Raw genomic sequence first — 15,472 nt, 5'->3', positions numbered from 1 at the left:
AATTATGTCTATAGTCCAGTGTCCATAGTCAAGAGTTATTTACTAGTGACCATTGACCATTGACTTCTGCCTAAACTATGCGCTGGAACAACCTCCTACAGCCTGATTTAATTTTGGAAGGTTCAGTGTTGAATCTCACACCTGGTATTATCCAACAATATGGGCTGAAGGGGCTGGTGTTGGATGTAGATGAAACATTAGTACCAATTAGAGTAGTATCGGCTTCAGCAGAACTACGAAATTGGGTTCAGGAAATCCGTCAGGTAGCAACTCTGTATCTCGTAAGCAATAATTTAAGTGAAGTCCGCATCGGTAATATTGCTCAGTCATTAGATTTACCTTACTACTTGGGCGCTGCTAAACCCTCACGACGTAAGATCAGAGCAGCACTCAATGCCATGAGTTTGCCCGCGGAACAAGTCGCAATGGTGGGCGATCGCTTATTTACCGATGTGTTAGCTGGTAATCGGCTGGGAATGTTTACGATTTTGGTTGAACCAATAGTTCATCCTGATGTTGCTTTGCGCTCGCACCCACTCCGTAACTTTGAAGTTTGGGTATCTGAAATTATGGGAGCCTCCATCAGCCCAGCAAAACGCCGATTTACAAAGCTTCACAAATAGTCAGGAAAGTAAATCTAAAGAAAAAATTAAAAAATCTTTGTTTACTACAAAAATAGGGGATCATTTACCTATAGATAACATTGGGGTCAGCAAAATAAAGGCCCTAAATATAACAAGTAAGCTAAAAACTAATAAAGTGCCAGCTCCTATTTACATGAGCTGGCACTTTATGCTATTTAACAGTGATTAATAGATTTCTAAACATAACAATAAAGGGTTTGAGATGCAGATCTCAAATATTCAAAAAACCGCCTGCAATTTAAACCGCAGTCTCATAGCTTAAATCTGTTGTTTGATTTATTTGACTCGTCTTCAGACGACTTTAGCTATGAAGCTGAGGATTTAAACCCTCAGCCGTATATTGAAAAAAATAGGGATGCTCCCGTTTGAGATTCGTTGCATATCTTGGGCATGATTACAAGATTTACCAAATGATTATTTGGCTATATGCTTAGTAATATGCTCAAGTTGTTAGATTTGTAAAAGTACAACTAGACAACTAACTCGGTTAAGCTATTGTTGATGAGTATTTAGGGGAAAGTAGAGCTTTATGGAATTGGAACAGTGTTTGAAGCTGAGGCGTGATACACGGCATTTCCTAAAAGACGATGTCCCTGAAACTGTATTGAAAAAAGCGCTAACTGCTGCTCACTGCGCTCCCTCAGTTGGTTTGAGTGAACCTTGGCGATTTGTGGTAGTCCGTAATCAACAGACTAAGGCAATACTCAAGCAATCTTTTGTGAAAATCAGGGCAAAAGCAGAAGCAAATCTGGCAAATGAGCAAGACAAGCTCAAGCTTCATAAAAGTCTGAAGCTAGAAGCGATTGAAGATGCTCCGATTGGTTTAGCAGTATTTTGCGAGTACCCTAAAGAAAACTACACAATAGGCACTGTTTGGACTGATGAAACGTTGAAATGGAGCTGTGTGTGCGCGATCCAAAATCTTTGGCTGTCCCTAACAGAGCAAGGATACAGTGCGGGTTGGGTTTCCATTCTCGATTATGATCAACTCAAACAAGTACTTAGTGTTCCTGATGATTGGGAACCACTAGGTTATCTTTGTATAGGAAAACCTGCTACAGACTATGATGGACAACCAATGCTGGAACAAGTTGGTTGGAAACAACGTTGTTCAGAGCCTGTGGTGATTTACAGATAATCAGTTATCAGTGATCAGTTAATATCAAGTCTATTGCCTATTGACTAGTATCGGTTATTAGGCATCGGGCATAGGAAAATGAATAGTTAGTATCTTTATTACCCATTACCAATTACCAGCCCACGCGACAATAAAATTATGGCGTTGCTGAATTTGGTCATGAATTGTGTTTGTCTACATTTTGTAGAGACGTAGCAATGCTACGTTTCTACACACCTTAATTCCCAGCCTTTAACTTGGGATATGCAATACGTTTGTGATGAAATTGTTGCCAAACTTCTACAAAAATTTCGGCAATTCTGCTCATCTCTTCTCGTGTTAGTCCTGAGTCTACTAATTGCTTGTCTTGCCATCTGGCACGGAGAATATTGTTAACCATCACCAAAGCTTGTTCACAACTAGCATCTTTGAGCGATCGCAATGCTGCTTCGCAGGAATCGGCTAACATCACAATTCCTGTTTCCCGTGATTGAGGAATTGGCCCATCGTAGCGAAAGTCTGCTTCATCTACTGTCAAATTGGGATCTTCTTTAGCAATCTGTTGAGCTTGGTGATAGAAGTAAGCAATTTGCATTGTGCCTTGATGCTCTGGAATGAAAGCTTGAATAGAAGAAGGCAAACTGTGTTTTTTTGCCATCACTAAGCCTTCGCTGACATGCTTTTTAATGATGTCGGCACTATGCCAAGGGTCTTTGATTTCTGTATCATGCTTATTTGGCCCCCCCATTTGATTTTCAATAAAGGCTTGAGGGTCGTGCATTTTGCCAATATCGTGATATAATGTACCAGCTCTCACTAATTCAATATTGCATCCTAATTCTTTGGCGGCAGCCTCAGCCAGAGTAGCGACAAATAGCGTATGCTGAAAAGTCCCAGGGGCAACTGTTGCCAGTTTTTTTAATAAAGGACGGTTGGGATTTGCCAATTCTGCCAAGCGAATCGGGGTAACTAAATCAAATAATTTTTCTAAATAAGGGCTTAACCCCAAGGCTACAATACTCCAAGCTAAAGCAGATAAAGCAAAAATCCCTGCTTCTTTGAGGACAACGTAAAAATAGGGGCCAAATGCTGCACCCAAAAAGATTTGAATGAGTAGGTAAACACCACCTTCAGTTAAAGCGATCGCTACACTTAATAGTGCTAATTCCTCGCGCGATCGCAACCTATGGGCCATACAACTGCCTAATATTCCCCCAGCTGCACCTGCCAACAGGGAAATTTTGCTGATTTCTAGGCTCATACCTAATAATGCTACCAGCAGCCCTACCACTGTCACACCCGCGGTTGCTCCGTAAAAGCTACCCAGCAATAAACCCACGCCACTCCAGGTAGTATAAGGCGTACCCATCGTCACTACCAAAGGGGTACTCAAAGTCAGCAATAATACTAACAGGCGATCGCTGTGTCGCCATCGATACTTAATACTCCGTTCAACAAAAGTAAAAATTCCTATAGAAAAGCTGACACTTCCAGCCAAATACATTAATCCCAACCAGTTAATTTCTCGGCGTAGCAGGTGGTAGTGTTCCAATACATCTAAATGCCAAGATGTAATGCGATCGCCCTTGCGGACAACTATCTCACCTTGCTCCACAGCCACGATTACAGGCTTAACTTCTGCTGCTGCTATTGCTGCTTGTATTTTGGTTTGTTCTTCATCTTGCTTAAGATTCGGTTCCAAAACCTCCAACAGCAGTTTCTTAGCAAAAGATTCTGTTGGTTGTGGTACTAATTTATGCACATGCAAATTGACTGCATTTTGTAAAACACTGGGGGGTAGTCCTTGAGGAATACCTTGAGCTAAAATCCGCTCAGCACTCAGTTGTACCCCTATTTGGGTTTTTGCCCAGTCTTCATCAGAGAAATTCAGGAAAGAAGTAGTTTCATAAGCAGTTTGGGGGTTTTCACTCAGCAGTTGTGACAACTTGACGGTGGCTTGGGTATAGCCTTGGCGTGCTTGAGCAACTTTACTCAATAATGAAACCAAGTTTTGCGTAGAAGTCTTGAGGCGATAAGCTTCTAATTCTGCCATTGCTTGGGCAAATTCTGCACTTTGGAACGAATCATTGGGTTTTACTTCTGGAGTGGAGGAAACGCTGAGCAAGGAAGTCTCTGACTTCGATGAAGAGGATATAGGGATACCCAAACGCGATGGTACGGAAACATTCTCCGTATCTCCAACTCTTTGCTTATTTGCGTTTTGATTCTGCTGTTTAGTTTTAATGAAAATGCTTCTGAGGTTTTGAGTTAATACTCCTGATTTTTGTTGATTGGTATGTTCTAGAGCCACCAACAAGTCTTCCCATTCTGAGTCAGCACAGGAGCGCAGATAACGCTGACTAGAAACTGACAAGACAAAAGTATCAAAAAAAGGAAAAGAACCGGCAGCAGATCGAATTTCATTACCCTGAGCTAGAAGTGTTTGTAAATTTTTCTTGATTTTTTTATTAATATTTTCATCAACCATTAACACAGGCACAAATTTTTTGCTGACATTTCTGCGCTGTGCTTCTGTTTTTTTTGTATCCTCGATTAAGCTACTATAGGGCGCTCTAATTGTTTCTGGTGCGGTGGTTCCTATTTTCAACTGAGGCTGGTTGTAGAAATTTTGCCCAATGATTCCAGTCAGAGACACTACTGCAATTACGAAAACAACAGGAGAAGGTTTTCCAGGTAAACTACCACTAGTTACCTTTGGTTTTGGCGCTCTTTGTTTTTTATCTTTGCCTTTCACAGTTGGTTTCGATAAATGTAAACGGCATAGGGCTTTGGTAAAGTTGCTTCCAGTGAATAAATCGCTTAAGTCAAAGATGAAAAAATGGCTGCGTTTTCATTGTCTATGATCGCAGTTTTTTGCTTGATTGCTTTGAGTCAAAACACTTGAAGCCTGCTTGCCACAATTGCTACCTACAGAACCCGATTGAATTTTAATGTTTCCCCAAACTATAGTATATTTTTTTACTAAAATTTAATTTATTGTAATAGAAAATTTCTATGTTTTATACTTTGTATCATTAGTAAGGTAGAAGTGAGATTAACGCAACCGGATCACGCGGGGAGCTGCGATCGCCTCTAGAGGTAGATCACTCAGAGTTATGGGCCATTCTGCATTTACCTCGCTTTGATGCAAAGTGGAATCATACACCCCCGACCAGGTAGCAATGAGTATATCCGTTAATTTTACCATTTGGCATAAATCCGTGACTTGCCATTGTGCCGCCCTATTTTTAGCCAATAAAAACCGCCAACTCACAGGAATGCCTGCTGTAGCGTTATAAGCTCCTGATAAAGCAGCAGTAATTGTACTGATATAAATCGAACGGGAGGTAAATTGAGTAGCCCGTAAAACTGAAAGGCGAAAGTCTTCTAAACTACTAACAAAGCAATAAAAAGCAATTGCTAAGGCATGATTCAGCTTTTCTTCTGTACACAATTCAGCTTGCGTTATTTCTAACCCCGCCTGTTTTTCTAACAAATTGTGTAATTTCAATAAAGTCTGTGGCACAGATGTGGTTGTTTCTCCCAAAAAGCTAATCATTTGGGGGATGAGAGTAGCAGGAGTAAGTTTTTCTGTCAGAGACTGAGCGATCGCATAGCCTACTGCTAGCGCCCAATCCTCTACAGCTTGGTTATTTTGCCAAAATTTAACTACATCTAGCAAGTTTTGTCGCAGTTTGATAGGATGCTCATGAAAAAAAAATGCTACTGGTAGTGTAGCTAAAATTACTTGTAACGAAGTGTCTGGATGATTCTCTAAAATAATTCCTGATTGTTGCTGACGCCTACTCCAGTCGCCTAAGTCAAATCTACCCAGTTCGATTAAACTTTCTGCACTCAGAATTGCGATTTTTTGCCAATAGCTAGATGCCAACTTTTGCACTTGTCCGCCTTGAAAGGCCAAATTTTCCCCAATTAAAGCCCCTAATATGGTTCCTCTAGTACGGCTGACAAGAGAATAATGCATAATCTAATAGGACATGGGGATCGGTAATCGGGGATTGGGGAAGTGTGAAAAGTGGGCATTTGGCATTGGTACTAACCATTAACTAATCTTATATATTTTTTCTCAAATAAAACGTTAACGCTTGTAATCCTAAAATATAACTTTGTGCGCCAAAACCGCTGATTTGGCCAATGGCAATGGGGGCTATGTAGGAGTGATGACGGAACTCTTCTCGCTTGTAAATGTTACTTAGATGTACCTCTACTGTGGGTAAATTTACAGCAGCGATCGCATCTCGCAATGCTATACTGGTGTGGGTGTAAGCCCCAGCATTAATTAAGATGCCTTGGTGTTTTCCCAAGGCATCATGAATTGCATCTACCAATACCCCTTCATGATTTGACTGCATGGTGAATACTTTCACTGCCAGTTTTTGTGCTTCTGTTTCTAACTGGCGGTTGATTTCGATCAGAGTCAGGGAGCCATAAATACCAGGCTCTCGCTGTCCTAGCAGATTCAGGTTTGGCCCATGCAGCACCAGAACGCTTAAGGGATCTAATTTTAACTCCTGCACTTTTGCTCTCTTAGCGACGGCGCGAGCGATCATCTACAGGAATTGGAATTAGCTCCGGTTCTGGCTCAGCTTCTGGCCCTAAAAGGGCTTCAATCAGCTTGCGTGCCAACTCCTTAAGCTTTTCTAGCACCTTTTCAATATAGTCCATTGGACTGACCGCTCCTGAAATACTAACTCGATTTTTCGGTTATCAGCTACGGAGAAACTAGCTTTTTTGCACTTTGGCTTTTGATCGGCTAACTTTTGTTCCCGTATTTCGGGTTTGAGCCATTTCTTAAAATTATAGTGTTATTTTCTCCCTTATTTTTTAGATTATCACATCCCTTACCTAGACGACTCATCTTACTAAAGATAGCTTTTTGAAAAAAGGGACTAGGGATTAGAGAATAATACCGTCTCATTGTGAGTCTAATAAATTTGGCGACTAGACTCAGGAGGAAAAGGAAGATAAGGGAAGCGACTGTGGTAGACTCTTTCCCCGCAATAAAGCAACTGGCGGAAAAGATTTTTTATCAGTAAGTATTATGAAAACAAAGTAAGAATAAAAAGGGAAAAAACTTTATTTTTGGCAAAAGAAACATAATTTTGTCATCCAGACTATTTTGTAAGTAAGTACTTGCTATATAAGTTTTTTCAATAGATTTATGATTACCGATAATTATTCGTATGAGCGCACGATGGGTAACGCCAGTTGCTCATGGGTAGAACCCCCTTAGGTGTGAGCTACCTCATCTACAAACTTTTTACAAAATCCAAAATCATTTAAGTTTATGGAAGTTTTGTTTATATTATTGATAGCAATAGTCATTAGGGGCGAAGCATTTGATAAGTAATAAATATTTTCACTCAGTTAATAAAATATTACCTAAAAGCTTCGCCCATACATATAGATAGCCAATAGTCAGACTGCGGACTATGCCCTATTCGCAGTTATCAGTTAGCAGTTTCATTGCTAGCGAAACACCATGGGTTTGATAACTGTTCACTGATTTAACTGTTGTCTTTCGCTAGTTTTTTTGGCAGCAGTCGTTGATGATTTGGCTTTCGTTGATTTGCTACGCGAACTAGTTGTAGATTTAGTGGTTTTGCGAGTGGATTTACCGCTTGATGTTTTGCTTGCTAGCAACTCCAATGCTGTATCCAGCGCTATATTTTCTGGTGATGTACCTTCTGGAAGACTGACATTGGTTTTGCCGTGCTTGATGTAAGGCCCGTATGGTCCATCATAGATGTTTACAGGTTCTCCATCTTCTGGGTGAGCTCCCAATTCCCGTAAAGCCGCCTTAGATTTACTACTTGTACTGCGTCCTTTTTTCGGTTCAGACAATAATTCTAATGCACGTTCCAAGGAAATTGTCAATACATCGTCACCTGCTTTGAGGGAACGATAGTCTTTGCCCTCCTTGGCGTTATGGACGATATAGGGGCCGAAGCGTCCCAAATTAGCTTGAATGGTTGCGCCTGTTTCTGGATGTGTGCCTAGTGTCCGGGGTAGGGATAAAAGACCAACAGCCATGTCTAAGGTGACATCTTCTGGCTTGACACCCTTGGGTAGAGAAGCTTGTTTAGGTTTAGGATTTTCATCAGACTTGTCACCCAATTGCACGTAAGGGCCGTAGGGACCTATGAGTAGGTAAATTGGTTCGCCTGTTTCAGGGTGACGTCCTACCTCGTCCGGACCAGAGGTTTTTTGCCTGAGTAAGGTTTCTACCTTTTGGGGATCGAGGTCAGCAGGAGTCAAATCTCGAGGAATCGATGCTGTAACGACACCATCACCATTTTCAACTTCAATGTAGGGGCCAAATTTACCGATGCGGATTTTGGCGTTTAAGTTTTCTAGTTCTACAGTTCTAGCTTGGTTGGCATCAATCTGGTCTTCTTTTTGTTTGACCAGGGTTTCTAGACCATGATCTCCTAGATAAAATTGCCGCAAATATGGTAGCCACTCAGCTTCACCAGCAGCGATATCATCGAGAGTTTGCTCCATTTTGGAGGTAAAACTGGGATCAACGACATCGTGGAAGTATTTTTCGAGCAGTTCAGTGACAGCAAAAGCAGTGAAACTGGGAATGAGGGCATTATTAGTCAGTTGGGCGTAACCTTTGTCAATAATTGTGCCAATAATGCTGGCGTAGGTACTAGGACGTCCAATACCTTCACTTTCTAAGGTTTTTACTAAAGTAGCTTCAGTATACCTGGCTGGGGGTTGAGTTTCGTGCTTGACTGTTTCTAAGTCTTGACAGTCTGGGTGGTCCCCGACTTTGAGATCAGGCAAAATGATTTCTTGGTCTTCTAGTGCAGCTTCGGGATCGTCAGATCCTTCGACATACGCCCTTAGGTAGCCAGGAAAATCGATGCGTTTGCCAGAAGAACGGAAACCAGCGTCTTCCACTTGCAGTTGCACGGTGATTTGGGTTTGGCGAGAGTCAGCCATTTGACAGGCGACGGTACGCTTCCAAATTAAATCGTAGAGTTTGAGTTCGCGATCGCTCAAGCCTGTTTCTTGGGGAGTACGGAAGCTGCTACCCGCCGGACGAATCGCTTCGTGAGCTTCTTGTGCGCCTTTAGATTTGGTGGTGTACTGTCGGGGTTGGGGGCTAAGGTACTGCTTACCGTAAAGCTGTTCTACACAGCTACGGGCTGCTGCTATGGCCTGTTCCGACAAATGCACCGAGTCTGTACGCATGTAGGTGATATATCCCTGTTCATACAAACTTTGGGCAATCCGCATTGTATCCCGTGCCGAAAGCCGCAATTTGCGGTTAGCTTCCTGTTGCAGGGTGGAAGTAGTAAACGGCGGTGCTGGTTTGCGCGTTACTGGACGTTCTTCAATATCCGTAACTTTCCAGGTCTTATCACTTAGGCGTTGTTTGAGGGCTTCTGCTTCGGCTTGATTGAGCAGCACGACTTTGCGATCAGCGATTATCTTCCCTGTGGAAGGGTCAAAATCGCTACCAGTTGCTAGTCTAGTTCCTGCTAAGGTGACAAGTACAGCAGTAAAGGACTGCTCTTTGCTCTTTTCAGTTTGCGGTGGGGTCAAAGTAGCTTTCAAATCCCAGTAGGTCGCTTGTTTGAAAGCACGGCGTTCCCGTTCTCGGTTCACCAGCAACCGCACTGCTACCGACTGTACACGACCCGCAGATAATCCCCAAGCGATTTTTTTCCACAGCAGAGGAGACAGGGTATAACCCACAAGTCGATCCAAAATTCGCCGTGTTTCTTGGGCACGAACTAATTGCTCGTCGATACTGCGGCAGTTTTGCAGAGCTTTTTTGATGGCTTCTTGAGTAATTTCGTGAAACACCATCCGCTTAGTTGGTACTTTGGGCTTGAGCAACTGGTACAAATGCCAACTAATGCTTTCACCTTCTCGGTCTTCGTCTGTTGCCAAAATCAGTTCGGAAGCGTCTTTGAGAGCTTCTTTTAGCTGAGTGACAACTTTCTTTTTGTCCTTGGGAACGACATACAGTGGTTCAAAGTCGGCGTCTACATTTACCCCAAGCTGCGCCCATTTTTCCCCTTTGACATTGGCGGGAATTTCGCTAGCCGACTGGGGTAGGTCACGCACATGACCCATAGATGCTTCTACCCGATAGTTTTTTGGCAGGTAGTTGCGAATGGTACGAGCTTTGGTCGGAGATTCGACGATGACAAGAGTTGACATGGAAATTTCAAAAAAAGAATAGCTGCTAAGCTAAACAGTCACTAAACAGTCAAGTTGAAATAATTGGCAGGTAAATGTCAAGATTATTAGTCACTAGAGGTATGTGATTTCATCCTCACACAAACTACTCGCAAAGTAATCCCCTTAAATTCCAGCGTTAGGCATTTGCCATATCCGCAGGTAGTATTTCCCAAAGGGTGGGGTAGAACTGCGAATTTCCAGTTATTTCAATCTTTAACTTATCTGAGGCATAATTGGCGACTATTATTTGAAAAATTGCACTTTTTAGGCATTGGGTCGGTCGGTAGTAGGGGTCTTCTTAGCTTGAAGCCCGCAGTGTGCGTCTATACGCACGTCTCCCGTTACGGGATAGCATTTGAACGTGCATCTTGACATCAAACCGAAGTATTTTCATACAAATGCTACCCCGCGCTCAGTCGTAAGAAAGGACATCTATAACCTAACAGTGGTTATTTATTCCCCATACTCCTCATACTACCTCCACCTCTCCAGCTCACCCATCTCCCGATTTTTCCTACTTGATTTCTTCAGGTTGTGGCAAAATTGAATCAAATTTTGTGAGAGTCCTTAAATTCAGTGAACAGTAAACAGCTATCAGATGTATGCTGGGGATCACAGTCCGTTACACCAACCCATTCTTGTCCAATTGCTGAGAGTTATACCCATTAATGAAACTGATAACTGTCAATGGGGCTGTGTACCATTTTCTAGGAGAACAAAAGACATGCAACCAATTCGTCAAGGCGATGTGATTTTGCTGCCTGTACAGCAAACAATACAGCAAATCAAGGGACAAAAGCTACTGCACTTGATTTTAGCGGCAGGTGAAGTCACCGGACACACACATCGCATCATTGATGGACAAGCGGAATTATACGAAAAAGATGGTACTTTGTACCTGCGTGTCGTTTCAAAAGAGGCAACACTTGCTCACGAAGAGCATAAAGCTATTTCTATCCCTCAAGGTACGTGGATGGTACGAATTCAGCGGGAGTATCAGCCTCAAGGTTGGCGGTACGTGGCAGATTGAAAAGCATTGATTCTATGGTGCGCGATCGCTGTTTGATTTTTGATGATTGCCCATCTTGTATGTGCATGTATGTTGCATTGTCTGCACCGTAAATGTTTATCCTCTGACACTGTATTCTTCCATGCACTCTCATCAATTATGGTTTAAATCTAGGTAAAAATGTTAACAATTGCTTTGTATTTTCAGTTGAGTGAACATAGGGAATCTTCAGTATCCATGAACAAAAACTTATTTTTAGGTCAATACTAAATAATAGGTATTTTATTTTAGATGTTTAAAAGTCCAAGTTGAAAATATAAAATTTTGATTTTAATCAAAGTTAAATCAAGTAATAAACTCATAAAATTAAATATTTCACATCTTGCCTAAGACATAATTTGAGATTTTCACTTTAGTATATTAAGCTTAGCGATCGCTCGAAAACTTTCTATAAACAATCAAACTAATAATAATTATAAAATCTAATATTTACTATTTATTAAGACCTAGTATGGTGACAAATTATTGTGTCAGTTGAAGCATAAGCAATAATAATAGGATTAACCGTTAAAAATAATACATTTTGCTCAAAGATATGCCATAAAAAGGTAAATATAGCCTTGCTAGAATAAGATTTATGTTAAAATAAGATTGGAGAATAAAGTTCGGCGGTGGTGTTCTTGTTTTTGTTGAAAACTGCAAGTGGCTCTCCGGATGAACGGCTCTGCATATGCATAACTGAATTCTGGAGAGATTAATGTCAATTTACGTAGGCAACCTATCCTACAGTGTTAGCCAAGAAGAGCTAAGCGACGTATTTTCAGAGTATGGCACTGTGACGCGAGTTCAACTTCCCACAGATCGGGAAACGGGTCGCTCACGAGGCTTTGGTTTCGTAGAAATGGAATCAGAAGCAGCAGAAACGGCTGCCATTAATGCTTTGGATGGGGCCGAATGGAAAGGTCGCGTAATGAAAGTTAATAAAGCAAGACCTCGGGAGGAAAAAAGTGGACGCTCCGGCGGTGGTAGCTGGGGAAAAAGTAACAGCGGTGGATACTCTCGACGTTATTAAGGCTTGAATGAACTTATAGAGTTCAACACCTAAAGAGCAATTGCTAGAAGGCATAAATAATAACCATTTGCCAAGCGCAATATAATACTTAAGAACAGCAGATTCAGTGACATACTGAATCTGCTTATTGTTTGGAAATGGGTTAGTGGTTCATGGTTGATTGTTGGTAGATGGTTTTCCAATCAACAATCAACTATCTACAAATAACAAATTTAACTATAAATTAATTTGATGCTATTGATCCCGTAATACAGACAGATTTAGGAAACTTTAGTTAAAAACACAATAGAATTAACACAGTTGGTTCCTTAAATGTCTAATCGCCAAAACCTATACAGCTCATGGATTTTGCTAATGTTGCATCCCAGTTGAATGCTGGAACTATATTACCAGAGGGAATTGTAGTCTTAACCTTCTTGGGGGTTTTGATAGTGGACTTGATTTTGGGGCGCAATTCTTCACGCTGGATTGGATATCTGGCGATCGCAGGTTTGTTAGCCTCCATAGTCGCCCTCTATTTTGAATGGGATAATGCCAATCCCCTGTTTTTTGCCGGTGCTTTTAACGGTGACAACCTCAGTATTGTCTTTCGCGGTATTGTGGCTTTGTCCGCAGCTGTGACAATTTTGATGTCAATTCGCTACGTTGAACAAAGTGGCACCGCTTTAGCAGAATTCATAGCGATTTTGCTGACAGCGACCTTGGGAGGAATGTTTTTATCAGGCGCTAGTGAGTTGGTGATGATTTTCGTCTCGCTAGAAACCTTGAGTATTTCCTCTTATTTGCTGACCGGTTATACCAAACGCGATCCCCGTTCTAATGAAGCAGCACTGAAGTACCTGTTAATTGGTGCTGCAAGTACGGCGGTATTTTTGTATGGCGTTTCTCTGCTGTACGGTTTGTCTGGTGGACAAACGGAACTCAATGCGATCGCTAATGGTATTGCTAGTGCAAACCTATCTCAATCATTGGGTATAGTGATTGCTCTGGTATTTGCCATTGCAGGTATTGGCTTCAAAATCTCCGCAGCACCCTTCCACCAGTGGACACCAGACGTTTACGAAGGCGCACCTACCCCAGTCATTGCCTTTTTATCTGTTGGTTCCAAAGCTGCTGGATTTGCCCTTGCTATTCGTTTGCTGACAACTGTTTTTCCTCTTGTCGCCGAAGAGTGGAAATTCGTCTTTACCGCCTTAGCTGTGCTGAGTATGGTGTTGGGTAACGTCGTCGCCCTAGCACAAACCAGCATGAAACGGATGTTAGCTTATTCATCCATTGCCCAAGCTGGGTTTGTGATGATTGGCTTGATTGCTGACACCCAAGCCGGATATGCCAGCATGATATTTTATTTGTTGGTCTATCTATTTATGAACCTCTGCGGCTTTACCTGCGTGATTCTCTTCTCTCTGCGGACGGGAACTGACCAAATTGCCGAGTACTCTGGTTTATATCAGAAAGATCCCCTGTTGACTTTGGGATTAAGTATTTCCCTGTTGTCGTTAGGTGGTATTCCGCCCTTAGCTGGGTTCTTCGGAAAGATTTACCTATTCTGGGCTGGTTGGCAAGCAGGTCTTTACTGGTTAGTTTTGTTGGGTTTAATTACTAGTGTTGTCTCCATCTACTACTACATTCGGGTAGTGAAAATGATGGTAGTTAAAGAACCCCAAGAAATGTCCAATTCTGTGAAGAATTATCCCGCAATTAGTTGGAATTTGCCAGGGTTTAGACCTTTGCAAGTGGGTTTGATAACTACTTTAATCGCCACTTCCATTGCCGGAATTTTGTCGAATCCATTATTTACCTTGGCTAACAATTCCGTTACCGATATCCCTACTTTGCAAGCTAAAACAGTTGATAGCACACAAGTAAGTGCTATTTCTACTGAACAAACCGAGGGGCCGTAAATTTAATTGCAAATACTTGTTCTGTTTACAATTTTGCAACAAGACGCCTGGCATTTTTGTCAGGCGTTTTTGCGTGTTTAGATCCTAAAGTTCTATGGGATTTTATTGTTATGATAATTTATAGACATTTTTAACTCAATAAATTTATTGGCTAATAGCCAAAGTCAGATAAATCTGACTAACACGGACTTGTGCTATTAGCCTTGGAATTTATTCATCGGCGGGATATCGGCGGGATATGGCGTAGGTGCAAAATATCAGAAAACCTCACCCCATCCCCTCTGTGCGGGTTCACCAGAGGGGGTGCCAAAGGCGGGGTGATGTAATGTCTATGAATGCAACTTGGTATTAGTTTTAACAAGGCAAAGTGAGTGAAAAAATTTGCCAAGTAACAAATATTGTGTTGCTTGGCATTTATTTATTAGACCTCTGTATTGTTTATTAACTATCGACTCGTTTAATTAGAAAGCTCCTACTCTACCCATTAGAATATAGAAAGTTTTAGCAATCAATAACAAGTCATATAAGGGATGCCATTTCTTTTGGTATTGCAAGTCTAAATCTACAATTTGTTCAAAGTCTTTCACATGGGAGCGACCGCTAGTTTGCCACTCACCAGTTAGACCTGGTTTAACATTTAAACGTTGCCAGTGACGTTGATTGTAATGTGCTACTTCGTCAGCAGTGGGCGGGCGTGTTCCTACTAAACTCATTTCCCCAATCAGGACATTCCAAAATTGCGGAAGTTCGTCTAAGCTAGTGCTTCTTAAAAAACGTCCTACTCTGGTTACTCGGAAGTCATTCTTATTTTTAAATATAAGCCCGTTAGCTTCATTTCTAACTAAGTATTTTAACTGTTCAGCCTCAGGAACCATTGAGCGGAATTTACGAATATAAAATGGCCGTCCTTGTAATCCGTAACGTTCTTGTACGAAAAAAATAGGGCCAGGACTGTCTAGTTTGATCGCGATCGCGATCGGGATAAATACAATAGCTAGTATAAATAGCCCAATGATGCCACCCAGAATATCTAAACAACGTTTAAATTTAGACGTTACTGAGGGGTGAGGATGAAATGATAGGTTCCATGTGTTAGAAGTTGCACCTTCAACAACGGTTGTAAATGGTATTTCGTACATTGTCAAGCCGAGTGTTGAGCGAAAAAGTTATTTTACGTACCTTTATTTCGACTATAGACTCACCCTTATTATTAAGATTCAAATACAACCGTATATTCACTGAATCTTCATCTAGTAGATAGGGATCATCACTTTTTATAAATTTCACATAAAGCGTATTTAATATATCTTATGGTGGATGAAAAAACGTTTTTCATCTGGATATCACAACTAATTGTGTTAAAATTTGCTATCAACTGAGTGTTAACATTGAAACACTAAAGTCAGTTATGTTACTTAAGAATATCAGCTTGTAATCCCCACTCAAACATTGATATCTATCAAGGTTGGAGAAAAGCAAAATTGCTTTGTATAAAAAGCAAAA

The 15,472-nt window shown here is 41.4% G+C and carries 11 protein-coding genes; 5 read left to right on the top strand and 6 right to left on the bottom strand.

Going from position 1 to position 15,472, the window contains the following annotated elements; all coding sequences use genetic code 11:
- Positions 1 to 77: 77 nt before the first annotated feature.
- Complete coding sequence (locus NIES592_RS15275; RefSeq protein WP_062246866.1) at positions 78 to 623, top strand: YqeG family HAD IIIA-type phosphatase; 546 nt, start codon at positions 78 to 80, stop codon at positions 621 to 623.
- Positions 624 to 1,173: 550 nt separating this feature from the next.
- Entirely contained in the window at positions 1,174 to 1,782 is a 609-nt protein-coding gene (gene bluB / locus NIES592_RS15270) for a 5,6-dimethylbenzimidazole synthase (protein ID WP_062246863.1), read from the top strand.
- A gap of 217 nt (positions 1,783 to 1,999) precedes the next feature.
- On the opposite strand, the gene NIES592_RS15265 is transcribed toward bluB, so the two are convergent.
- The 5 genes from NIES592_RS15265 to topA form a co-directional block, all read right to left on the bottom strand.
- A complete protein-coding gene (locus NIES592_RS15265; RefSeq protein ID WP_073556196.1) occupies positions 2,000 to 4,516 on the bottom strand; it encodes an HD family phosphohydrolase in 2,517 nt (838 codons plus the stop codon).
- A 300-nt stretch (positions 4,517 to 4,816) separates the two neighbouring features.
- Positions 4,817 to 5,746 carry an ADP-ribosylglycohydrolase family protein gene (locus NIES592_RS15260; RefSeq protein WP_073556195.1) on the bottom strand — a complete coding sequence of 310 codons (930 nt, stop codon included), beginning with the start codon at positions 5,744 to 5,746 and terminating at the stop codon, positions 4,817 to 4,819.
- An 88-nt stretch (positions 5,747 to 5,834) separates the two neighbouring features.
- Positions 5,835 to 6,332 (bottom strand): type II 3-dehydroquinate dehydratase, encoded by a 498-nt coding sequence (gene aroQ, locus NIES592_RS15255; protein WP_231936504.1) that lies wholly within the window; start codon positions 6,330 to 6,332, stop codon positions 5,835 to 5,837.
- Positions 6,310 to 6,447: a hypothetical protein gene (locus tag NIES592_RS25265; RefSeq protein WP_009459292.1), complete on the bottom strand. Its 138-nt coding sequence runs from the start codon at positions 6,445 to 6,447 to the stop codon at positions 6,310 to 6,312. The genes aroQ and NIES592_RS25265 overlap by 23 nt, the downstream gene beginning before the upstream one ends.
- Before the next feature lie 834 nt (positions 6,448 to 7,281).
- A complete protein-coding gene (gene topA / locus NIES592_RS15245) occupies positions 7,282 to 9,963 on the bottom strand; it encodes a type I DNA topoisomerase (RefSeq protein WP_073556194.1) in 2,682 nt (893 codons plus the stop codon).
- Between the two features lie 745 nt (positions 9,964 to 10,708).
- Between topA and NIES592_RS15240 the strand changes: the two genes are divergently transcribed.
- From NIES592_RS15240 to NIES592_RS15230, 3 genes are all read left to right on the top strand, one after another.
- Complete coding sequence (locus NIES592_RS15240; protein WP_009459297.1) at positions 10,709 to 11,014, top strand: hypothetical protein; 306 nt, start codon at positions 10,709 to 10,711, stop codon at positions 11,012 to 11,014.
- A gap of 736 nt (positions 11,015 to 11,750) precedes the next feature.
- Positions 11,751 to 12,065 (top strand): RNA recognition motif domain-containing protein, encoded by a 315-nt coding sequence (locus tag NIES592_RS15235; RefSeq protein WP_009459299.1) that lies wholly within the window; start codon positions 11,751 to 11,753, stop codon positions 12,063 to 12,065.
- 341 nt (positions 12,066 to 12,406) lie between these two features.
- On the top strand, positions 12,407 to 13,969 hold the full coding sequence (locus tag NIES592_RS15230; protein WP_062246853.1) for an NAD(P)H-quinone oxidoreductase subunit N: 1,563 nt from the start codon (positions 12,407 to 12,409) through the stop codon (positions 13,967 to 13,969).
- Positions 13,970 to 14,430: 461 nt separating this feature from the next.
- Here the strand turns inward: NIES592_RS15230 and NIES592_RS15225 are convergent, their stop codons facing one another.
- Positions 14,431 to 15,108 carry a sugar transferase gene (locus NIES592_RS15225; protein ID WP_062246852.1) on the bottom strand — a complete coding sequence of 226 codons (678 nt, stop codon included), beginning with the start codon at positions 15,106 to 15,108 and terminating at the stop codon, positions 14,431 to 14,433.
- Positions 15,109 to 15,472 lie beyond the last annotated feature (364 nt).

It is taken from the genome of Fischerella major NIES-592 (genome assembly GCF_001904645.1).
Classification (GTDB): domain Bacteria; phylum Cyanobacteriota; class Cyanobacteriia; order Cyanobacteriales; family Nostocaceae; genus Fischerella; species Fischerella thermalis.
Note: the sequence above shows the minus strand (reverse complement) of the source record. Positions and strands in the feature narration are given on the sequence as shown.

Excerpts from the sequence above, each read along its gene's own strand:
- NIES592_RS15275 (WP_062246866.1), top strand. The coding sequence starts at position 78 with ATGCGCTGGAACAACCTCCTACAGCCTGATTTAATTTTGGAAGGTTCA.
- bluB (WP_062246863.1), top strand. The coding sequence starts at position 1,174 with ATGGAATTGGAACAGTGTTTGAAGCTGAGGCGTGATACACGGCATTTC.
- NIES592_RS15260 (WP_073556195.1), bottom strand. The coding sequence starts at position 5,746 with ATGCATTATTCTCTTGTCAGCCGTACTAGAGGAACCATATTAGGGGCT.
- aroQ (WP_231936504.1), bottom strand. The coding sequence starts at position 6,332 with ATGATCGCTCGCGCCGTCGCTAAGAGAGCAAAAGTGCAGGAGTTAAAA.
- NIES592_RS25265 (WP_009459292.1), bottom strand. The coding sequence starts at position 6,447 with ATGGACTATATTGAAAAGGTGCTAGAAAAGCTTAAGGAGTTGGCACGC.
- topA (WP_073556194.1), bottom strand. The coding sequence starts at position 9,963 with ATGTCAACTCTTGTCATCGTCGAATCTCCGACCAAAGCTCGTACCATT.
- NIES592_RS15240 (WP_009459297.1), top strand. The coding sequence starts at position 10,709 with ATGCAACCAATTCGTCAAGGCGATGTGATTTTGCTGCCTGTACAGCAA.
- NIES592_RS15235 (WP_009459299.1), top strand. The coding sequence starts at position 11,751 with ATGTCAATTTACGTAGGCAACCTATCCTACAGTGTTAGCCAAGAAGAG.
- NIES592_RS15230 (WP_062246853.1), top strand. The coding sequence starts at position 12,407 with ATGGATTTTGCTAATGTTGCATCCCAGTTGAATGCTGGAACTATATTA.
- NIES592_RS15225 (WP_062246852.1), bottom strand. The coding sequence starts at position 15,108 with ATGTACGAAATACCATTTACAACCGTTGTTGAAGGTGCAACTTCTAAC.